The organism is Arcobacter sp. (assembly GCF_050300555.1).
GTDB lineage: Bacteria > Campylobacterota > Campylobacteria > Campylobacterales > Arcobacteraceae > Arcobacter.
This window is the reverse complement of sequence record NZ_JBNKXY010000014.1, coordinates 39,223-60,527: the sequence shown is the minus strand read 5'-3', so window position 1 is coordinate 60,527 and position 21,305 is coordinate 39,223. Positions and strand designations below refer to the sequence as shown.

Genomic DNA, 21,305 nt, shown 5'->3' with positions numbered 1-21,305 from the left:
CAAAAGGAGTAGATTTTTTACTACCTTTGAAACCTAAGTTTCCAGCAGAACTCCATGCAATTGCATTTCCAGCTCTATCAGTTACTGTTACCATAGTATTGTTGAATGATGCCGCAATGTGTACGATACCATCAGCAATATTCTTTTTTACTATTTTTTTTCTAGTTACTTTTCTTTTTGCCATTGTTTATCCTTACGCTGCACCAACAGTTCTTTTTTTACCTTTTCTAGTTCGAGCATTAGTTTTAGTTTTTTGCCCTCTACATGGTAAACCTTTTCTATGTCTTAAACCTCTATATGAACCTAAATCCATAAGTGCTTTAATATCCATAGCTACTTTTTTTCTAAGATCCCCTTCAACTTGGTAATTTTTTTGAATCTCAAGTCTGATAGCTGCTGCCTCATCTTCTGTTAACTCATGAGCTCTTTTGTCATAAGAGATACCAGTAGCATCAAGGATTAATCTTGAGTTATATAACCCAATCCCAAAAATATACGTTAATGCGTATTCCATTCTTTTCTTGTTTGGTAAATCAACACCCGCAATTCTCGCCATGATTATCCTTGTCTTTGTTTGTGTTTTTTGTTCTCGCAAATTACTCTTACGATCCCTCTTCTTTTGACAACTTTACATTTGTCACACATTTTTTTAACCGAAGCTCTAACTTTCATAGTTGCTTTCCTTTGTGTTTTTTCTCCATTTTCAACAGGCAAGAAGCGTGAATAAAAAGTGAACTGCTTCACTTACATATAATTCAAATGTCCACTTGCTCTCTTCCTACCAACTCTTTATAAAACACAAAAATTTTATAAAAAACTCTTTTGTGGTTGAAAAATGGAATTGGATTATATTTAAAGATTACTTAAGGTTTTATTAATTAAATTTACCTTACTTAAGAATATATCTATCAAAAAAAAATTATTTTAAAATATATTGGATATAATCATTCAACAATAATTGGAGAAAATAATGAAAATAATGAAAAACTCAATTAAAATATTAGGTGCGTATGGTAGTAAAGGTACAAAATCAAGTACTACATGTATACAAATAAATACTAATAGTGTGATTGATGCAGGTAATATCATAAGAGGTTTAGATGAAAATGCAGAATTTATTGATAATATTTTTTTAACACACTCTCACTTAGATCATATAAATGACATCCCTTATTTGATTGATGGATTTTTTGAAAAAAGAACAAAACCAATAACTATATATGGAATAGAAAAAACTATTAAAGACTTGGAAAATCATATATTTAATTGGGAAATTTGGCCTGATTTTTGTGAGATAGAACTGGTTCGACAAAACTTTAAAGCAATTGAATTAGTACCAATAAAAATAAATGAAACAATAATTTTAGATGATGATACAAAAGTTACAGCTGTAGAAAATAATCATACAAAATCAAGTTGTGGATATATTATTAGTAAAAATGACAATGCAGTACTTTTTTCATCAGATACATATTGCTGTGATGCAATATGGGATAATATAAATAACAATTTAAATATTAAAACTGCAATAATAGATGTATCATTTCCTTCAAGATTTAAAACACTTGCTTCTGATAGCAAACATTTAACCCCAGCATTATTAAAAGATGAGTTAACAAAATTAAAAAGAGATGATGTAAGAATATATATTAATCATATTAAACCAGCCTATGAAACTGAATTAAGACAAGAAATCCATGATTTAAATTTACTGCTTAATGATGGGAAAATCCTTGATGATGGAGATGTTATATCTTTGTCCAATGAATATTTAGCATATAATACAAAAAGATCAAATATAAAAAGAAAAGAGATTAAAAAACTTATTGATATAGGTAAATCCCTTACAAGTGAAAAGAATTTTGATGTATTAATGGAAAAAATACTTCTAGGAGCAAAAGAGTTTTCTGACGCAGATGGAGGAACATTATATTTAGTAACGGATGATGAAAAAAGATTAAAATTTCAAGTTGTACAAACAGATTCATTAGGTATAAAAATGGGAGGAACAGAGGGAAAAATAACATGGCCTGAACTTCCTTTATACCTTGAAGATGGTACACCAAATGAACAAATGGTTGCAGCCCTTTGTGCTTTAGAAGGTAAACTTATTAACATTCCTGATGTTTATGAAACAAAAGATTTCAACTTTGAGGGAACAAAAAAGTTTGATGAATCAACAGGATATAGAACAAAATCTATGCTTGTAATCCCAATGAAAAATCATGATGATGATGTTATTGGAGTACTTCAGTTATTAAATAAAATGGATAGTAATGGTAACACTATCACTTTTACAAATGATGACAAACAATTAATTGAATCTATGGCATCACAAGCAGCTGTTTCAATTACGAATAATAGATTAATTTCAGAATTAGAAAACCTTTTGGATTCATTCATCAAATCAATTGCGACAGCTATTGGTGAAAAATCAGAATATACAGCTGGACACATTAATAGAGTAGCAGAGATTGCAGAAACACTTACAAATGCAATTAATAATGATAATACAGTATTCAAAGATATAAAATTTACTCCTGATGAAGTAAAACAAATGAGTCGTGCAGCTTGGCTTCATGATATTGGAAAAATTGTTACACCTGAATATGTTGTTGATAAAGGTAAAAAACTTGAAACTATCTATGACAGAATAGAAACAGTAAAAGCAAAATTTGAAATAGTAAAAAAAGATTATGAATTACAATATTATAAAAACCTTTCAAAAACTTCTTCACAAAAAGAGCAACAAGAATTAACTGTAAACTATCATAATAAAATTTCTTCACTAAATGATGACTTAGACTTTGTTATTACATGTAACACAGGTAGCGAATTTATGGAAGATGAAAAGATAAATAGAATAAATGAAATTGCAAAAGAAAAACTTGAAATCAATGGTAAAAAAACAAATTTGCTTACTGAAAATGAAGTATATAATTTATGTATTAGAAAAGGTACATTAACTAATGAAGAAAGAGATGTCATTAATAATCATGTTACAATGTCATATAAAATGCTTGAAACTATGCCATTTCCTAAAAAACTAAGAAGAGTTCCTGTTATTGCAGGTTCTCATCATAAAATGGTAAAAGGAGGTGGTTATTCAGCCCCAGAAATTTTTGATTTACCTATGACGATTGAGGACAAAATACTTGCAGTTGCTGATGTATTTGAAGCACTTACAGCAAATGACAGACCATATAAAAAAGCAAACTCACTTAATACATCACTTAAAATTTTATCATTTATGGTAAAAGATGAACATTTAGATAGAGACATAGTTAAATTTTTTGTGGATAATAATCTACATCTTGATTATGCAAATAAATACTTAAGTGAAGAACAAATGGATGAAATCACAGTTGATTTTAATAATGTATAGGAACATAAATGATTTATGAAAATAATTTAATAAGAGTAGAAATAGAAAAAAGTGAAATACCTTGGCTAAAAGTTTTTACACAAGAAGCTTTAAAAGAATTTAGCCAATGTAACAATGAAACTAAAATGGAGATATTAAGAGCTTTGGATATTATTGAAAAAGAGATGATAAGTTATTTTAATCCAGAAAAAATAAATATCGCTTCTTTTGGAAACTATGTACCACATGTACATTTTCATATAATGGCAAGATTTAAGGAAGACTCTTTTTTCCCAGAACCTATGTGGGGGAAAATGCAAAGGGAAAGTAAGTTAAATCTAAAAGAGTTTAAAGAGTTTTATAAAATAGTAAAAGAGAAGTTAAATCAACCATCTTGATTTAACGTTTCAATAATCTCTTCCAATACTCTAGGAGCATCTTCTAGAGGTATTTGGCAACCACCAGCAGCTTTGTGTCCACCACCACCGTATTTAAGCATAAGTTCACCAACATTTGTATTTGAAGTTTTATTTATAATTGATTTTCCTGTTGAGAAAACTAATTTATCTCTATCAAAAGTATAACTAACATGTATAGAAACGTTTATTTCTGGATACATTGCATATACTAAAAATCTATTTCCAGGATAAATTATTTCTTCATCTTTATAATCAATAACTGCAACATTTCCATATATTTTTGTACATTTTTTTAGTTGTTCGTTAAACTCTTTTTCATATTTAAAATATAAATCAACTCTTTGTTTAACTTCATCAATTTCTAAAATTTCATCAATATTATGTTTTGCACAATAATCAATCAAATTTCTCATTAATTGTTTATTTGAAGTTTCAAAATCTTTAAATCTTCCAAGACCAGTTCTTGAATCCATAATAAAACTTAACAATGCCCAAGCTCGTGGTTCTAATATATCATCAATAGTAAAATCAGCACTATCAGCTTTATTGGCTCCACGCATCATACCAATAAATCTCATAGGAAAAACTTCATCTCCACCATAATAATCATATACAACTTGTGCCGCACTTGGGGCATCTGGATTTATTATATGGTTATCTCTTTTTTCATTTCTTAATGTTTCACTAAAATGATGGTCAAAAGCTAAATGAACGCCTTCAACATAAGGTAGGTTTGTTGTTATATCATTAGAAGTTACTTTTATAAGTCCATCTTGCATATCCTTAGGGTGAACAAATAGGATATCATCAATTAAATCAAGATATGAAAGTAGTGTACCACACACTAATCCATCCATATCACTTCTTGTAATTAATCTATATTTTCTTTCACCCATTGGATACCTTTAAAAAATTATTTCTTCAATTCTAACATTTTAATTATAAATAAAAAATTTTTTAATTACTATTTTCTTAAATTATTTGCGATGATGTCTCCCATCTCGGAAGTTGTAACAATCTCTTTTGCATCATATGCTGCTAAATCTTTTGTTCTGTAACCATCTTTTAATGCTTTTTTAATTGCTGCATCAATTAAATCAGCAGCTTCAGTTTCACCTAAAGAGTATCTAAGCATCATACCAGCACTTTCAATTGTTGCAATAGGATTTGCTATTCCTTGCCCTGCAATATCAGGAGCTGAACCATGAATTGGCTCATAAATAGCTGTTTTATCTCCAGTTGAGGCAGATGGTAAAAGTCCAATAGAACCAACAACCATAGATGCAGTATCAGATAAAATATCACCAAAGATATTTCCAGTTACTATTACATCAAATTGTCTTGGATTTCGCACTAACTGCATAGCTGCATTATCTACATACATATGAGACAATTGAACTTCTGGATAATCTTTTGCAATTTCTTCCATAGTATCTCTCCATAATTGAGAAACTTCAAGAACATTTGCTTTATCTACTGAACAAACTCTTTTATCTCTTTTCATTGCTAATTCAAATGCAGTTTTACCGATTCTTTCAATTTCAGGTTTTGTATAAACCATAGTATTATAAGCTTTAAAACCATCATTAGCTCTTGGTTGTCCAAAATAAATACCACCAATAAGTTCTCTAACAACCATAATATCAACACCTTCAATAACTTCAGGTTTTAATGTTGAAGCATTTACAAGTTCATCATAAATAATTGCAGGTCTTAAGTTTGCATATACACCCATTGCTTCCCTAAACTTTAATAGCCCAGTTTCAGGTCTAAGTTCTCTTGGTAATGTATCCCATTTTTCACCACCAATAGCACCAAATAAGCATGCGTCAGAATTTAAAACACCTTGAACAGTCTCTTCAGGAAGTGGAACACCTGTCATATCTATAGCAACACCACCCATTAAATACTCTTTGTATTCTAATGTAAAACCACAATTGTATGAAACTGTATCCAATACCTTAATAGCTTCATCAACAATTTCTGGACCAATTCCATCACCTTTTATTACTGAAATATTATATGTTTTCATTATTATTTATCCTTATTCATTTCAGCTTTAGCATAATTGATTAATCCACCACTTGCAATTAACTCTTGCATAAAAGGAGGAATAGCTGTAAATTTATATGTTTTATTTTGAGTGTTATTTGTAATCTCACCATTATCCAAATCAATTGATATCTCTTCACCCTCTTTTATCTCTAAAGATTCAGGTAATTCAAATATTGGTAATCCCATATTAAACGCATTTCTATAAAAAATTCTAGCAAAAGATGGAGCAACAACCGCTGCAACTCCTGCAGCTTTTAAAGCAATAGGTGCATGTTCTCTAGAACTTCCACATCCAAAGTTCTCTCCAGCAACAATAATATCACCTTTTTGTAATTTTTTTGGAAACAAAGGATCTGCATCTTCCATAATATATTTAGCTAGATGCTCTGGGTCTGAACTATTTAAATATCTAGCTGCTATTATAATATCAGTATCAATATTTGCCCCAAAATTCCATACTTTACCAGTAATTTTACTCATATTTTTAATCCTTTAAAATTAAAAAATAAATGATTTTTAATAATCAAATTTTATTTTTCTTTTAATAATTTTTATCTCTAACAAAGTCGAATTTTATCTAATTTTTTAGAAATAATAGATTAAACATCAAAAATTAATAGTTATTTTAACAATTTTCGGTATAATATCTGACTTATCTTTCAAGCAAGGAACTTACAAAAAATATGAGTGCAAAAGATTTAAATAAAGAAATTGAAAAACTAGCAAAAGAGTACAAAGATTCAACCTTAACTTTTGAAAAAGTTATAAAATTATTCCCAAAAGCTCCCTCAAGTCAAAATATTAAAAAACTAATTGCATTAATGCAATTATATAATGTAAATATGATGACAGCTCAAGAACAAGCAAAACTAATGAATGCTGTTGAAGCAAAAAAAAGAGAAGACCAAAGAAATAAACTAATCGATGGGGAAGATAGTGTTTATGACTTATTAAAAAATAAAGAGCTTTTAGAGTGGTCAAGATCTGATTCTCCTGTAAGAATGTATCTAAGAGAGATGGGACAAATCCCATTACTTACTAAAGAAGAAGAAATAGAAATCTCTAAAAAAATAGAGATGGGTGAAGATATTATTCTTGATGCCATTTGTTTCGTTCCGTACTTAGTTGATTTTATTTTAGAATATAAAGAGCCATTGGTAAATAGAGAAAGAAAAGTTAAAGAACTTTTTAGAAACTTCGATGATGAAGATGGTGATGATGAAGAAGAGATAGAAGAAGAAGTTGAAGAGTTATCTGATGATGAAGATATTGATGATATTGAAACTGATGAAGAAGCAAGTGGTGGTAAAAAACAAAGAAAACTTGATAAAAGAGCAGAAACTATCATTGCAGCTTTTAAAGTATTGGAAAAAGCAAAAAAAGATTGGTTAAAATTTCAAGCTAAAGAGACAGCAAAATCTGATGATGAGTTTGATATTATTACTTTTAACCTATCAACTGCATTTAAAAAACAGATATTAAAACAAGCTTTAATTGATTTAGGACCAACTTCTAAACTTATTACAGAAATTGTAAAAGCTATGGAAACTGCACTTAAATCAGATACAGGTTTTGATTCTGAATTAAAAAGATTAGAGTATAAATTACCACTTTTTAATGATACATTAAAGAAAAACCATGAAAAGCTTTTAGATAATATTATTAACTTATCAAAAGTACAAATTACTGCTATGGTTCCTGAAGCAACTATGGTTTCTACTTATATGGAAATCAAAAAACTTTTCCAAACAGCAGAAGCTTCTAAAGGTGGATTTGACTTACAACCTGAAGAGTTATTAGATGTACTAGAGCAAATCAAACGTGGTAAAAAAATCACTGATGAAGCAAAAACAAGAATGGCAAAATCAAATCTTAGACTTGTTGTTTCTATTGCAAAAAGATACACAAATAGAGGTTTACCTTTCTTAGACTTAATCCAAGAAGGAAATATTGGTCTTATGAAAGCCGTTGATAAGTTTGAATATAAAAAAGGTTATAAATTCTCTACTTATGCAACATGGTGGATTAGACAAGCAATTTCAAGAGCGATTGCTGACCAAGCTAGAACTATTAGAATTCCAATTCATATGATTGAAACTATTAATAGAATCAATAAAATCATAAGAAAAGGTATTCAAGAAAACGGAAAAGAGCCAAATGTGGATGAAATCGCAAAAGAAGTTGGACTTCCTGTTGATAAAGTAAAACAAGTAATTAAAATCACAAAAGAGCCAGTATCTTTAGAAGCTCCAATTGGAAGTGATGAAGATGGTAAATTTGGAGATTTTGTACCTGATGAAAAAGCTCCAACTCCTGTTGATAATATTATGAAAGAAGATTTACAAAATCAAATTGATCAAATATTAGCTCAACTAAACGAAAGAGAACAAGCAGTTGTTAGAATGAGATTTGGTCTTATGGATGATGCTAGTGATAGAACTCTTGAAGAGATTGGAAAAGAGTTAAGTGTTACAAGAGAAAGAGTAAGACAGATTGAATCAAGTGCAATCAAAAAACTAAAACACCCTAAAGTTGGAAAAAACCTTAAAAATTACGTGGAAAGCTAATAATTAATGAGTATCTATGAAAATTGGGTAGAGCAAGATTTAAATCCTATTTTATCTTTCTCTTCTCAAGGTAAAATTTTATACACAAACCAAGAAGCACAATTTTTACTAAATAGAGTTAAAAAAGAACAACTTTATGATTTTGCTTTAAAATATGCTCCTGCAAACTATGGTTTTGAAACAACATATATAAACTTAACTTTACATAATTATATTTTTTATGCTATTTCTGTTACCTATGAAAATGATGATGAAATTCATATGAAATTATATAAAAGTACTAGTGTTAAGCAAGATAAGAAATATGCACCAAAAAATGTTTCTAAAACAAATATTTTTACACTTGTTGATTTGACAATCTCCACAAGAAAAACTAAGTCAGAGACTAAATTCATCAAAAATTATGACCCATCCATTCCAGAATTTTTGATGGTTGCATCTGACTTTTTAAAGTTATTAAATAGCATTTATGATGCCTTTAATAAAACATGTACAATTATAAATACCTCTGTTAAACTAAAAACTGGTGAATATATTAAACTAAATGAAAAAAAGCACTCTTTAGTTACTATAGAAATCTATGCAGATGATTGTGGATATGATATTGAGTCAATTAAACATGATAAAAATAAAAGTTCAATGATTCTATCTTTAGAGAGTGATAAAGCGATAATTGATTTACCGCTTATTTTAAAATAAATTTTGCACAAAGCATTGATAGTGGGACAATAAAAAGTCCTGCTAAATATGGCATTGCACTAAATATTCCATTATTACTTAATGAAAAAAATCCAAACACAAGTAAGGCATAACCAACTACTCTGTAAATAGAGATAAAACTAGTTGTTGTATATATTGTGTTTTTTATACTATTTTGTTTGATTTTTGATTTTTCTTCTTTTATTATGTCTTTAATCTCTTTTGCAGAGAATTCTGTTTTTTCATTTATCTCATCTTCTGAATATAAATCATAAGGGTCATCAATTTTATCTATCTCATCTCTATCATTAGAAAGTGTTGCATCGTAATCTATATTTTCTAATCTCTTAGCTACGTTTCTCTTGTATGAAAGAAATGTAGCAAGAGAGATAAATAATGAAGAGATAAATGCTACTTGAGTATTTATCAACCAAAGATAGTTATTTGATAAGATACAAAAAAGAACTACACCAAAATCTATTATAAAAAATAGTTTGGCAAATTTTTTAATCATCATCTTCGTTTGCTTTATCTCCATGTTTTGCTCTATAGGAGTATCGAGGGTCATTTTCCATTCCCTCAAACTCTTTTTGTGCTCTTTTATATGCTTTATAAATATTTAGTCCAGCTGCAGCTATTCCCCAAAATATTCCTAACCATAATGTCCATGTATAACCTGTCCATTGTTTTAAACCATAACCAATGGCAAATCCAATGATAACAGCTGCAACAATTGAAATACCTAAAGATAAGTTATCAAGTGCTTGAAGCTTACCTAAATGTTTTGGTTGTTTATTTTCTTCACTCATACTATTACTTTAAATAAGAACAACAATAATCAGTTAGAACTTTTACTTTTATATCAAATGAAGAGTTTGCAGGAACTGAAAATGTTGTATTTGCAGTATATGTTTTCCACTCAGTAGAATCTTTTAATCTAACTTCACACTCACCATCAATAATTTCCATAAGTTCAGCAGCTGCCGTTCCAAAGTTATAAGTTCCTGGCATCATAATACCAAGTGATTTTCTCTCTCCATCACTATCAACAAAACTTCTACTTGTAACATTTCCATCAAAATAAACATTTGCTTTTTTTTCTAAATCGACATTTTTTAAAACACCCATTTTATATCCTTAAAATTTTTTCATAATTTCATCAGCTGCACTTATGCAAGCATCAATATCTTTATTTGTAATAACAGTAGAAATAAATCCTAATTCATACTGGCTACAAGCAAAATAAAATCCTCTTTTTATCATCTCTCTATGAAATGTTGCAAATCTATCAAAATCACAATTATTAACATCTTTAAAATTCTTAGGCTCTTTTTCACAAAAGAAAAATCCAAACATACTTCCTCTTACTGTTGTTTGAAAAGGAATATTATACTTAATAGCAACATCTTTTAAACCATTCATCAATCTTGTTGATTTTGCAGTTAAATCTTCATAAATAGCAGGATTAGCTTTAAGTTTTCTCAAACTTGTAAGCCCTGCTGCCATAGCAACTGGATTTCCACTTAATGTTCCAGCTTGATAAATTTTACCTTCTGGGCTCAATTGTGCCATTATTTTACTATTTGATGCAAAGGCACCAACTGGCATACCAGCACCAATTACTTTTCCAAAAGTAATAATATCTGCTTGTGGTTTTACAACACCACTTGCTCCTGTTAAACTTGCTCTAAATCCTGACATAACTTCATCATAAATTAATAAAGTACCATTTTCATCACACAGTTTTCTACAAGCTTCTAAAAACTCAATATCTGCAGGAATCAATCCCATATTTCCTGCAATTGGTTCTATAATAATACAAGCAATATCTGAGCTTTCTTCAAAACATTTTTTTAGATTTTCAATGTTGTTATATTCACATAATAAAGTATGTTTTGTTAAATCTGCTGGAACTCCTGGAGAACTTGGAGCACCGCAAGTTGCCATTCCTGAACCTGCTTGTACTAAAAGAGAATCAGAGTGTCCATGGTAACATCCTTCAAATTTTATAATATCACTTTTACCAGTTACTCCCCTTGCAAGTCTAATAGCACTCATAGTAGCTTCTGTACCAGAACTTACAAATCTTACTTTATCGATATTATCATACATATCAACAATTTCACTTGCTAATTCAGTCTCTAAAACTGTTGGTGCTCCAAAAGATAATCCATCTTTTGCTGTTTTAATTACTGCTTCTTCAATATCTTTATCACAATGTCCAAAAATAAGAGGTCCCCAGCTTTGTACAAAATCTAAATATTTATTTCCATCAATATCAATTAAATAAGCACCCTCACCTTTTGCAATAAAAGGAGGAGTTCCTCCAACACTATTAAAAGCACGAACAGGAGAATCAACTCCACCTGGTATTACCTTTTTAGCTTCTTCATAAGCATTTATAGACTTTTCAAACATCTGCATTCCTGAATAATTTATTTTAAGTTAAAAGCATTATTATACTATAATTGACTTTATGAAATACATTATTCTCGCATTAATTTTATCAATATCCATTCATCTGTTAACTTTCAAAACATTTAAAATAAAAAATGATGAAATACTAGATTCACCATCAACATCAAAAAATACAAAAAAATCAGATATAAAATATGTAACATTAAAATCATCAGTAAAATCTGTACAACAACAAAAAGAAAAACCTAAAAAAAGTGAAGAAAAAAAAGAAATACCTAAAAAGACTACAAAAGAAAAATTTCAATATAAAAAAGTTACTAAAAACCAAATTGAAGTTGCAAAAAAAAGAGAAGTAAAAAAAGAGCTTCCTAAAAAAGTTGAACAACAGCCAATAAAACAAAATGAAGTTATTCCAAACTATACAAAACTAAATCCAACTAAACTTCAGCAAAATACCTTAGAAAACTTTTTGACAAACCCACCAATGGACATAAAATTACTTGATGATATAACTCAAAGTTATTTAAAACTTTATGGAGAAGAGTATAGTTCTTTTACAAAAGTTCAAAAAGTATTTTTACAAGATAATCTTAAAAGGATTGTTAATACTCTAGAAAGATACTATCGATTTCCAGCCATTGCAATAAGATTACATAAAAATGATACCAATATTGTTGAGTTTATTCTGTATCCCAATGGAGATATTTCAAACTTAAAAATAAGACAAAATGGTAAATATGAATTTTATGATAAAAGTATCCTAGAAACAGTTGAAATAGCTTTTAAAGATTTTCCTAGACCTAAAGAGCCTACAAGAATAATAATTAAAATCAACTATAGGCACTATTAATTGAAAACTTTGTAAAATACAAAAAAATTATTTATAAAAAGAGAATTATGTTAACTGATAAAATCCGAAATAAACAAAGTGGAATACTACTTTATGGTATTACACCACCAAAAATAAAACATACAGAAGAAGAGATAAAAGAAATAGCAGCTAAACATATTGAAAGAATTTCTAAACTTCCTATTGATGGCTTAGTTCTTTACGATATTCAAGATGAATCAGATAGAACAGATGAAAAAAGGCCATTTCCTTTTATCAAAACTTTTGACCCATGTGAATATTCAAGAAGTTATTTACAAGATTTAGAAATACCAAGAGTTGTTTATAGAGCTGTGGGAAACTACACAGAAAAGACTTTTCCAGCTTGGCTTGAAATAACTAAAGAAAATCAAGTACACTCTGTATTTGTTGGTGCTGCTTCTCATAATCAAATAAAGCCACTAACTCTTCAAGGGGCATACAAATTAAAAAAAGAGATTAATGATAATCTATGTCTTGGTGGAATTTGTATACCTGAACGACATATGATAAAACATGATGAGCATATTCGTGTATTTAATAAAATAGATAACTCTTGTGAATACTTTATAACTCAATGTGTTTATAACCTTGAAGCCTCAAAAATATTTTTAACTGATTATGCAAAATATGCAAAAGAAAATAATAAAGAGCTTGTACCAATAATTTTCACTCTAACTCCTTGTGGAAGTTCAAAAACTTTAGATTTTATGAAATGGTTAGGAATTAGTATTCCAAACTACTTAGAAGAAGATTTAAAAGCATCGGGAGATATATTACATGACTCTATGAAACTTTGCATTGATATATTTAGAGAACTTTATACTTTTGGAAAAGATAGAGGTATTCCAATTGGTTGCAATGTTGAAAGTGTTGCTATTAGAAAAGAAGAGATTGAAGCATCTATTGAATTACTTTATGAAGTAAAAAAAATAATGAAAGAAAATTAAGAAGAGGAAAAATTTCCTCTTCTTTCAATTAGAATTTATAGTTAAATCCTAAATAAAGTGCTGTAGAATGTTTTAATTCTATTTTTGTACCATTTACATCAGTATCAACATTATATTTTGAATACTCAAAAGTTGTTTCAAGTTGAATATTAGAAGTTAAGTCATATAGTGCACCTGCTTGTGCTCCATACATTGCACCATCCATATTAAAACCATTTGTGTCGTATTCTGCTTTTCCTAAATGTGCACCAACTAATAGGCTAAATTTATTTTCAAAAGGAATAATATAGTCATAATTTAATGCTGTTAAGTCAATATCTTGTCCATTTTTAGTATATCCTACACGAGATATTGAAATTCTATGATTTTTATCCATTATTACACCAGCTTTTAATTTCAATGCTGTATCTTTTGTATCTGTACTTCCAATTGATGAGCTATGAGCATTTATACTACCTCTCTCAGCTCCAGCACCAATAAAATACTCTAAATCCATCGCCATCACTGATGTAGATAGAGCAACTAAACTACTTAAAATAAATAATTTTCTCATTTTTTTCCTTGTTATTAGTAAATTTTTAGAATATTAGTATAATTTAAATTAATTTTATATTATATTTATATAATACAAAAGTAATTTTAAGATGATTTTGAAGTATTAATTCGAGACTTTTTAGATTTATAATTTATATTAAAGTTTTCTCTCAAAGTTATATAAATCCATAAATCTAAAAGCCAATAGATTTTCTAAAATAGCAAATATAACAATAAAGTTAATAAAAGAACTACCACCATAGGAGACTAAGGGCAATGGTAATCCAACAACAGGTGCAAAACCTATAACCATAAATATATTTACACTCATATTTAAAAACACTAACAACGCAATTCCAGAGGCAAAGCACCTGACCACATAATCATCCGAAAAATAATAGTTCATGGACAGAAGATGCAATATCAAAAATATATAAATAACTATAAGAAGTAATGCTCCCACATAACCATGTCGTTCTACTAAATATGCAAAAATAAAATCACTTGTTGCAATTGGTAAAAACTTCAATTGTGTTTGTGTTGCTTCTTCAGAAGCTTTTCCTGTAAGTCCACCTGAACCAATCGCAATAATTGATTGTTGTACGTGATAACTTGGCTCTTCTGAAATAAAATCTTTAATTCTTTGTTTTTGATAATCTTTTATTAAATTTGTATAAATAAAAGGTGAAATAGTAGCTAGCACAACTAAAATTGTTGCCCATATTCTCCAGTTAACACCAATTATAAATAAAATTCCATATCCAACTAATATTAAAATCAATGCTGTTCCCAAATCAGGCTCTTTTGCAATTAAAACAAAGGGTATCAATATATATATGGAAAAATATACAAAATCTTTTAAATTATAACCTTCAGCAGGAGGTGGTCTATTTTTAACTAAATATCCAATCATCAATAAAAATATAGGTTTAATTAGCTCAGAGGGTTGAATAGTCATGCCAGTACCCGGTATCTGAAGCCATCTTTGGGCACCAAGTTTGGTTACACCTATAAATTCAACTGCAAGTAAAAGTCCTACCCCAACCCAATAAAGAAAAGGAATAATTCTTAAGTTTCTTCGTAAGGGTAAAAAAAATACACCTAAAAATAAAAAGATAGCCAAAGTAAAATATCCTAATTGTCTTTGTGCTAAAGTTTCATTTATCTCACTCACTAAATGATAAGACAATACTATTAATGGTATAATAAAAACTATCAAGGGATAATCAAATTGCGAAATAATTCTTTTGTCAATAAATCTCATAGTGAAAGAGTATCAAAATATGTATAAAAACTTTATTGTTTTAGAAGAATCAAGGCTGGATAAATTTTTATCTGAACAACTTGAAGAATCAAGAAATCAAATAGAACAACTAATAAAAAAACAGTATGTTAAAGTTGATGATAAAATCATCACAAAAACTGGTTATAAATTAAAAGAAAATCAAAAGATAATAGTAGAACTTCCTGAAGCTATTGAAGCTAAAGATTATGAGGTTAACTTTGATGTGGAAATAATCTATGAAGATGAACATATTTTAGTAATAAATAAACCTTATGATTTAGTTGTTCATGGCGCACCAAGTGTAAAAGAAGTCACACTTGTAGATTGGCTAAAATCAAAAAAGATATCTTTATCTACAATTAGTGGAGAAGAGAGACATGGTATTGTACATAGATTAGATAAAGGTACAAGTGGAGTAATGGTTGTTGCAAAAACAAATGAAGCCCATGCTGGATTATCTCGGCAACTTGAAGATAAAACCATGGGAAGATACTATTTAGCAATTATAGATATGCCATTGAAAGATAATATAATAATAGATAAACCAATAGGTCGAAATCCTAATAATAGATTAAAAATGGGAATAGTTTCAGATGGTAGAAATGCAAAAACAGCTTTCGCAAAACTTCAATTAAGTAATAATGAAAAATATGAACTTATTTGTTGTAAACTTTTTACTGGAAGAACCCATCAAATTAGAGTTCATCTAAATAGTATCAATCGTCATATCTTAGGTGATAATTTATATGGATTTAAGGGCGAATTAAATAAAATAAATCGATTTTATCTACACGCTTTTAACTTATATTTAATTCATCCTATTACAAATGAGAAGATGAATTTTAAAGCAAATATCACAAATGATATAAATGAATTTTTAAATAATAACTTTAATATGGAGACCGTAAATGAAAAATTGGGTAAAGATTACATCAACTCTGCTTTTAATTTCATTGATTAGTGGATGTAGTACTAAAAATTTTGGCGAAGGAAATAAACCTAAAATTGATGAAACATTAGAGGTTATTGATTCAAACTCTATTAGAACAATCTCTGGTATAAGTTCAGTTGCTTTTGAATGGCAAAAAGTTGATGACTCAAGAGTTATTGGATATAACCTTTATAGAGCAAACTTAAATGAAGAAACTACTAAACTTAAATTAGTAAATTTTATCAAAAATAGATATACATCTCACTTTTTAGATACTGGATTAGAACCAAATACAAAATACGCTTATACATTTTCTAGTGGTACAGTTAATGACATAGAGTCTAAACCTACAAAAACTTTTCAAGTAATGACACTGCCTAGGCCAGAACCGATTGCTTTCATTCAAGCAATTTCAAATCTTCCTAGACAGATAAAAATTATTTGGAGACCACACCAAAACGAGTCAATTGAGTATTATAAAGTATTTAGATCTACTCCTCAAGATTCAGATTGGGAAAAATTAAAAACTTTGGATGGAAGATTACAAGCTGAGTATATCGATACAGATTTAAAAGACAACGTTGTTTATTTATATAAAGTTGTTGCTTATACTTTTCAAGATATTCCATCACTTGATAGTGAGATAGTTAAAGCACAAACAAAAGCTTTACCAGCTGGTGTTCAAAATTTAACAGCAACAAACAATCAACCAAAAAAAATAACACTTAATTGGGAACCTTCTCCTTCAGTTGATGCAGTAAAATATACAATTTATAGAAATACATCACCAGATGGTTCTTTTAGTGAATTAAAACAATTAAATAATGATACTTTTACCTTTGAAGACTTTATTAATGAAGATGGAAAAAGATATTTTTATAAGGTAACAACTATTGATAAAGATGGTTTAGAAAGTAGTAAAGAGATTAATCCTGTAATGGGGATCACTTTATCAAAATTAAACAAACCAATTTTAACACTTGCACAAATTCAAGGTGAAAAAGCAATATTAAACTGGCAACCAGGGGATAATAGAGCAAAATATTATAATGTATATAAAACTATAAAAGATAACTTCTTTAAAGTTAGAAAAGAGAAATATACTAATATCACTGATCTAAGATTTGAGGATAAAGATATTGTAAGAGGTGTTGAATATCAATACTCAATTGATGCAGTTGATGAAAATGGTATTGTTTCGGAAAGAACAAATGAAACACTTTTAGTATTACCTAAATTGTTAGATAAATAATATGCCTCACATTGTATTTAGTGAAAATAAGCAATTAATCACGCCATCAAATTTTGATGGTGTTGATTTTAATTTTATAGCAAAGTCTTACAACAATAGTGATAAACCTAAAAAAACAGAATATAAAATAGGTGTTAAAAATCAAAATAAAGAGTTTCTTCTTACTTTAAAAGATAACAATGAAAATAAGATGATAAAAGTTGATAAGGCAACAAGAGTAACTCCAGTTACAATTGTAAAAGATGCTTTAAACAGCTATTCAAGTGCAACCAATGCACAAGTAATTTTTTCAAATACAAATAACTTCTCTCAAAAAATAGAACCAGAAAAAGAGTACCTTAAAGATATAGAATACTTTGTAAATGAATTTCAAACAGACAAAGAGATTCAAATCGAAATAGGATTTGGTTCAGGAAGACATCTACTTTATCAGGCAAAAAATAACCCAGATGTTCAATTTATTGGATTAGAAATACATACTCCTTCTATTGAACAAATGTTAAAACAAGTAAAAATTTTAGGTATCAAAAATATCTTAGCAGTTAATTATGATGCCAGACTTTTTATGGAATTTATTAAATCAAATTCTGTAGGTAAAATATTTGTACATTTTCCTATACCATGGGATAAAAAACCACATAGAAGAGTTTATAGTACTGATTTTATTTATGAAGCTAAAAGAGTATTAAAATATAATGGTACATTAGAACTAAGAACAGATAGTAGAAAATATTTTGATTTTTGTGTTGAATTATTAACAAGTCTTAGTAGCGGAAAAATAGAGATTGATATAAATAAAGATTTACCAATATCTAGTAAATATGAAGATAGATGGAAAAGACAAAATAAAAATATTTATGATGTTACATTGTATTCAAATTCTATTGATGATGATATTGAACCAGAAACAGATTTCTCTTTTGATGAAAAAATTGATTTATTAAAAACTTTTGAAAAGTTACCCAAAAAGTCTGTCATATTTGATGGTTTCTTTTTTCATATTGAAGATATCTTTATAATTGAAAATGAAAAAAATTCAGGATTAATACAAGCTACTTTTGGCTCTTTTAATAGACCTGTTTCAAAATATTTATTAATCAAAAATGGTGATATATCTTACTATCAAGGAGCACCTATTCCTACAAGTAGTAACATACAAGCTCATAATAAGATGAAAGAGATATTTAAAAATGATAACTGCTAAAAATATATATCTAGCTTATGATGAAAATAAGTTTATTATAAAAAAAGGTACATTTCATATTGGTCATAAAGAGTTTATTTTTATTGGTGGAGCCAGTGGTAGTGGTAAATCAACCCTAATAAAAGCCATGTATGGAGATATACCTCTAAAACATGGAAGTTTTTTAATTGATAATTTTGAATTAGCACACATAGGAAATAAAAATCTTAGAAATCTTAGAAAAGATGTTGGTGTAATATTTCAAGATTATAAATTAATCAAAGAGTGGACAATAGAAGAAAATATTATGTTACCACTAAAAATAAATGGTTATTCCCACGAAATTTCAATAGAACAAGCAAATAAGCTTTTAAATCACGTAAAACTTTCCCATAGAAAAGGGTATTATCCAAATGAACTAAGTGGTGGAGAGCAACAAAGAGTTGCAGTTGCACGTGCATTAGCACACAACCCAAAAATAATAATTGCAGATGAACCAACAGGAAACCTAGATGATTATTCTGCAGATGTAGTTTGGAATTTATTAAAAGGTGCAAATGAACAACTTGGTATTACTGTAGTTGTTGTAACTCACCGAGTTCCTAGAAACTTTGGTATTAGATTTAGACAATTATCAATCGAGGATGGTATAATTTATGAAGTCTCTTAAAAATACCCTTACTTTTGTTATACCATTAACAGTTATGTTAATAACCTTTTCAATATATCTTATAACTAATAATATAGTGAATAATTATAAAAAAAAGATATCAAGTGATTATTCAATAGTTATAATTACACATACACCTTTAATAAAAGAGAACTTTGATACTATTGCTGGAATAAAAGTAAACAGAATAAATACACTATCTAATAAAAGCATCATTGATAATGTAAAAAGTGCTTTGTCTGAAAGCTCTATTGATTTATTAAACAAGAGATTACCACATTTTTATGAAATACATCTAGATATTTTTCCAACATCAACTGAACTAAAAAAAATCAGAGCATCACTTTTAAATGACAAAAACATAAAAAGAATAGAGATATTTTCAAAAAATCATAATCAAATATATCTATTACTTTTAATGATAAATAATATTATTATTGTATTATTTGGTTTAACTCTAATATTTGTCGTAATTATTTTATCTAAGCAAGTAACAATTTGGTTCTTTGCTCATAATGAAAGAATAATGATTTTTCAACTACATGGAGCTTCAATTTTATATAGTGCAGCACCTGTAATTAGACATGCTATTTTTGGAGCTTTTTTATCATTTTTAATTTCTGCAGGATTATTTGCTTTTGTAGCTTTTAATCTAAATATGATTTTACCTGTTGAGTTAAATGAAATTCTAAACACCAAGATTTTTGTTGAATTAGAAGTTTTAAAACTATTTTTATTATCTTTTGGAATATCAGTAGTTACAATTTTTGGAGTACTTTTTAGATATAAAATTAAAAATGCATAAACTACTATATTTATTTTTATTTATTGCTATTATTGTTCAAGCAGCTTCTATTGATGAAAAAATCAAAAATAATGAAAGCATACTAAATAAAAATAAAAATGTAAAAAATAAAACTGAACAACAAATCCAATCATTAGCTGAACAAATTCGAGACCAAAATGAAGAACTTAAAAAATTGGAATCAGAAATAAATTTAGTAACTAAAGATATTGACCAACATAAAGAGCTATTAGAAGGTTCTAAAAAAAACCTAACCACCTTAAGCATAAAAGCTGAAATCCTACAAAATCAGAAAAAAGATTATGAAGAAGAACTTATTAATACTATTATTGAAGATTATTCATCAGCTGTTGCGATGAGATTGGCAAATAAAGACTCTATTGAAGAGTTAACAGATAATGAAATTTATGAAATCTTAGCAAATGAAGCAAAAGATAAAATGCTAAAAATTGATAATCAATATATGCAAATAACACAAAATAAAATAGATAATGAAAGAGAAATAAAAAAACTTAATGTCTATATTGAAAAAAGAGAAAAAAAGAAAAAGATATTAAACTATTTACTTAATAAACACTCTGAGTCATTGGCATCCATTGAAAATAAACATAAACTTTACCAAGAAGAGTTAAAAAATATTATCAAAAAACAAAATTCTCTTACAACTTTACTTTCTAACTTAAATATTTTAAAAGAAAAAGAGTTAGAAGAGGAAGAAAAGAAAAAAAGAAATAGACTTATTGCTCTAAAACGACAAAGGGAAAAAGAGAAAGAATTAAAAGCTGCCTCTAAAGCTAAATCTTCAAATGAAATTGAAAAAACTCAAGAATCAGTTCAAAAAGATTATGCGGAAGATATTGATTTGGATGTAAGAATTCTTGGTTCATCTACAAAAGGTGTAAAAATTAGCAGATATAGAGGTGAAAAATCTATAGCTCCACTAAAATCTTACTCTATTGTTAAAAAATTTGGTAAATATTATGACCCTGTTTATAAAATAAAACTATTTAATGAATCAATTTTATTAAAAACAAATGAATCAGATGCCAAAGTTTTTGCTGTTTTAGATGGAAAAGTTGTATATTCAAAACAAGATTCGGGAATGTTAGAAAATGTTGTAATTATTCAACATAAGAACGGTCTCCATACAATATATTCTCATCTAGATCAAATTTCTCCAACACTAAAAGTTGGAAAATGGATAAAAAAAGGTTATGTTGTAGGAAGAGTTGATGAAACACTTACTTTTCAAGCAATTATAAATAACGCATATATAAACCCTGAAGAACTTTTTTATTAAAAAAA

At 28.0% G+C, this 21,305-nt stretch carries 24 protein-coding genes; 12 read left to right on the top strand and 12 right to left on the bottom strand.

Features of this window, described 5'->3' with window-relative positions; translation table 11 throughout:
• From rpsK to rpmJ, 3 genes are all read right to left on the bottom strand, one after another.
• Window positions 1–184, bottom strand: a 184-nt coding sequence (rpsK, locus tag ACQY5W_RS10765) for a 30S ribosomal protein S11 (protein WP_428024971.1), incomplete at its 3' end; no start/stop codon positions are given.
• Window positions 185–193: 9 nt separating this feature from the next.
• A complete protein-coding gene (rpsM, locus tag ACQY5W_RS10760) occupies window positions 194–556 on the bottom strand; it encodes a 30S ribosomal protein S13 (RefSeq protein ID WP_298752691.1) in 363 nt (120 codons plus the stop codon).
• A 2-nt stretch (window positions 557–558) separates the two neighbouring features.
• On the bottom strand, window positions 559–672 hold the full coding sequence (rpmJ, locus tag ACQY5W_RS10755) for a 50S ribosomal protein L36 (RefSeq protein ID WP_041660148.1): 114 nt from the start codon (window positions 670–672) through the stop codon (window positions 559–561).
• A gap of 298 nt (window positions 673–970) precedes the next feature.
• On the opposite strand from rpmJ, the gene ACQY5W_RS10750 reads away from it, so the two are divergent.
• Both ACQY5W_RS10750 and ACQY5W_RS10745 read left to right on the top strand, forming a co-directional pair.
• Window positions 971–3,385, top strand: coding sequence for an HD domain-containing phosphohydrolase (locus ACQY5W_RS10750; protein WP_428024970.1), 2,415 nt, complete (start codon window positions 971–973; stop codon window positions 3,383–3,385).
• Window positions 3,386–3,393: 8 nt separating this feature from the next.
• Window positions 3,394–3,762, top strand: coding sequence for an HIT family protein (locus ACQY5W_RS10745; protein WP_428024969.1), 369 nt, complete (start codon window positions 3,394–3,396; stop codon window positions 3,760–3,762).
• On the opposite strand, the gene ACQY5W_RS10740 is transcribed toward ACQY5W_RS10745, so the two are convergent.
• The 3 genes from ACQY5W_RS10740 to ACQY5W_RS10730 form a co-directional block, all read right to left on the bottom strand.
• Window positions 3,750–4,679, bottom strand: coding sequence for an exopolyphosphatase (locus ACQY5W_RS10740; RefSeq protein WP_428024968.1), 930 nt, complete (start codon window positions 4,677–4,679; stop codon window positions 3,750–3,752). The genes ACQY5W_RS10745 and ACQY5W_RS10740 overlap by 13 nt on opposite strands.
• A 68-nt stretch (window positions 4,680–4,747) precedes the next feature.
• On the bottom strand, window positions 4,748–5,815 hold the full coding sequence (leuB, locus tag ACQY5W_RS10735) for a 3-isopropylmalate dehydrogenase (protein WP_428024967.1): 1,068 nt from the start codon (window positions 5,813–5,815) through the stop codon (window positions 4,748–4,750).
• A 2-nt stretch (window positions 5,816–5,817) separates the two neighbouring features.
• On the bottom strand, window positions 5,818–6,318 hold the full coding sequence (locus ACQY5W_RS10730; RefSeq protein WP_428024966.1) for a 3-isopropylmalate dehydratase small subunit: 501 nt from the start codon (window positions 6,316–6,318) through the stop codon (window positions 5,818–5,820).
• A gap of 203 nt (window positions 6,319–6,521) precedes the next feature.
• Between ACQY5W_RS10730 and rpoD the strand changes: the two genes are divergently transcribed.
• Both rpoD and ACQY5W_RS10720 read left to right on the top strand, forming a co-directional pair.
• The gene (gene rpoD / locus ACQY5W_RS10725; protein WP_428024965.1) at window positions 6,522–8,405 is read left to right on the top strand and encodes an RNA polymerase sigma factor RpoD; all 1,884 of its coding nucleotides are present in this window, start codon (window positions 6,522–6,524) and stop codon (window positions 8,403–8,405) included.
• Window positions 8,406–8,411: 6 nt separating this feature from the next.
• Window positions 8,412–9,104: a hypothetical protein gene (locus ACQY5W_RS10720; protein WP_428024964.1), complete on the top strand. Its 693-nt coding sequence runs from the start codon at window positions 8,412–8,414 to the stop codon at window positions 9,102–9,104.
• Here the strand turns inward: ACQY5W_RS10720 and ACQY5W_RS10715 are convergent.
• The 4 genes from ACQY5W_RS10715 to hemL are packed head-to-tail and all read right to left on the bottom strand — an operon-like array spanning window position 9,091 to window position 11,522.
• Window positions 9,091–9,618, bottom strand: a complete 528-nt coding sequence (locus ACQY5W_RS10715; protein WP_428024963.1) for a hypothetical protein — start codon at window positions 9,616–9,618, stop codon at window positions 9,091–9,093. The two genes, ACQY5W_RS10720 and ACQY5W_RS10715, sit on opposite strands and share 14 nt — an antisense overlap.
• Entirely contained in the window at window positions 9,611–9,913 is a 303-nt protein-coding gene (locus tag ACQY5W_RS10710; protein WP_428024962.1) for an AtpZ/AtpI family protein, read from the bottom strand. Before ACQY5W_RS10710 ends, ACQY5W_RS10715 begins: the two co-directional genes overlap by 8 nt.
• 4 nt (window positions 9,914–9,917) lie before the next feature.
• Window positions 9,918–10,232 (bottom strand): pyrimidine/purine nucleoside phosphorylase, encoded by a 315-nt coding sequence (locus tag ACQY5W_RS10705; protein WP_428024961.1) that lies wholly within the window; start codon window positions 10,230–10,232, stop codon window positions 9,918–9,920.
• Between the two features lie 9 nt (window positions 10,233–10,241).
• A complete protein-coding gene (gene hemL / locus ACQY5W_RS10700) occupies window positions 10,242–11,522 on the bottom strand; it encodes a glutamate-1-semialdehyde 2,1-aminomutase (protein WP_428024960.1) in 1,281 nt (426 codons plus the stop codon).
• Window positions 11,523–11,580: 58 nt separating this feature from the next.
• Between hemL and ACQY5W_RS10695 the strand changes: the two genes are divergently transcribed.
• Complete coding sequence (locus tag ACQY5W_RS10695; protein ID WP_428024959.1) at window positions 11,581–12,372, top strand: energy transducer TonB; 792 nt, start codon at window positions 11,581–11,583, stop codon at window positions 12,370–12,372.
• A gap of 47 nt (window positions 12,373–12,419) precedes the next feature.
• Window positions 12,420–13,340 (top strand): methylenetetrahydrofolate reductase, encoded by a 921-nt coding sequence (locus tag ACQY5W_RS10690; protein ID WP_428024958.1) that lies wholly within the window; start codon window positions 12,420–12,422, stop codon window positions 13,338–13,340.
• Window positions 13,341–13,368: 28 nt separating this feature from the next.
• Here ACQY5W_RS10690 and ACQY5W_RS10685 read toward each other — a convergent pair whose 3' ends face one another.
• Together ACQY5W_RS10685 and ACQY5W_RS10680 are read right to left on the bottom strand one after the other, a co-directional pair.
• Entirely contained in the window at window positions 13,369–13,893 is a 525-nt protein-coding gene (locus ACQY5W_RS10685) for a hypothetical protein (RefSeq protein ID WP_428024957.1), read from the bottom strand.
• A gap of 138 nt (window positions 13,894–14,031) precedes the next feature.
• On the bottom strand, window positions 14,032–15,138 hold the full coding sequence (locus ACQY5W_RS10680) for an FtsW/RodA/SpoVE family cell cycle protein (RefSeq protein ID WP_428024956.1): 1,107 nt from the start codon (window positions 15,136–15,138) through the stop codon (window positions 14,032–14,034).
• Between the two features lie 19 nt (window positions 15,139–15,157).
• Between ACQY5W_RS10680 and ACQY5W_RS10675 the strand changes: the two genes are divergently transcribed.
• Genes ACQY5W_RS10675 through ACQY5W_RS10650 form a run of 6 tightly spaced genes read left to right on the top strand, consistent with a single transcriptional unit; the run spans window position 15,158 to window position 21,300 of the window.
• Window positions 15,158–16,120: an RluA family pseudouridine synthase gene (locus tag ACQY5W_RS10675; protein ID WP_428024955.1), complete on the top strand. Its 963-nt coding sequence runs from the start codon at window positions 15,158–15,160 to the stop codon at window positions 16,118–16,120.
• Entirely contained in the window at window positions 16,068–17,342 is a 1,275-nt protein-coding gene (locus ACQY5W_RS10670) for a fibronectin type III domain-containing protein (RefSeq protein WP_428024954.1), read from the top strand. The genes ACQY5W_RS10675 and ACQY5W_RS10670 overlap by 53 nt, the downstream gene beginning before the upstream one ends.
• Window position 17,343: 1 nt before the next feature.
• Complete coding sequence (gene trmB, locus ACQY5W_RS10665; RefSeq protein ID WP_428024953.1) at window positions 17,344–18,546, top strand: tRNA (guanosine(46)-N7)-methyltransferase TrmB; 1,203 nt, start codon at window positions 17,344–17,346, stop codon at window positions 18,544–18,546.
• A complete protein-coding gene (locus tag ACQY5W_RS10660) occupies window positions 18,533–19,195 on the top strand; it encodes a cell division ATP-binding protein FtsE (protein WP_428024952.1) in 663 nt (220 codons plus the stop codon). The genes trmB and ACQY5W_RS10660 overlap by 14 nt, the downstream gene beginning before the upstream one ends.
• On the top strand, window positions 19,182–20,000 hold the full coding sequence (locus tag ACQY5W_RS10655) for a cell division protein FtsX (protein ID WP_428024951.1): 819 nt from the start codon (window positions 19,182–19,184) through the stop codon (window positions 19,998–20,000). Before ACQY5W_RS10660 ends, ACQY5W_RS10655 begins: the two co-directional genes overlap by 14 nt.
• Window positions 19,993–21,300 carry a murein hydrolase activator EnvC family protein gene (locus ACQY5W_RS10650; protein WP_428024950.1) on the top strand — a complete coding sequence of 436 codons (1,308 nt, stop codon included), beginning with the start codon at window positions 19,993–19,995 and terminating at the stop codon, window positions 21,298–21,300. The genes ACQY5W_RS10655 and ACQY5W_RS10650 overlap by 8 nt, the downstream gene beginning before the upstream one ends.
• Window positions 21,301–21,305 lie beyond the last annotated feature (5 nt).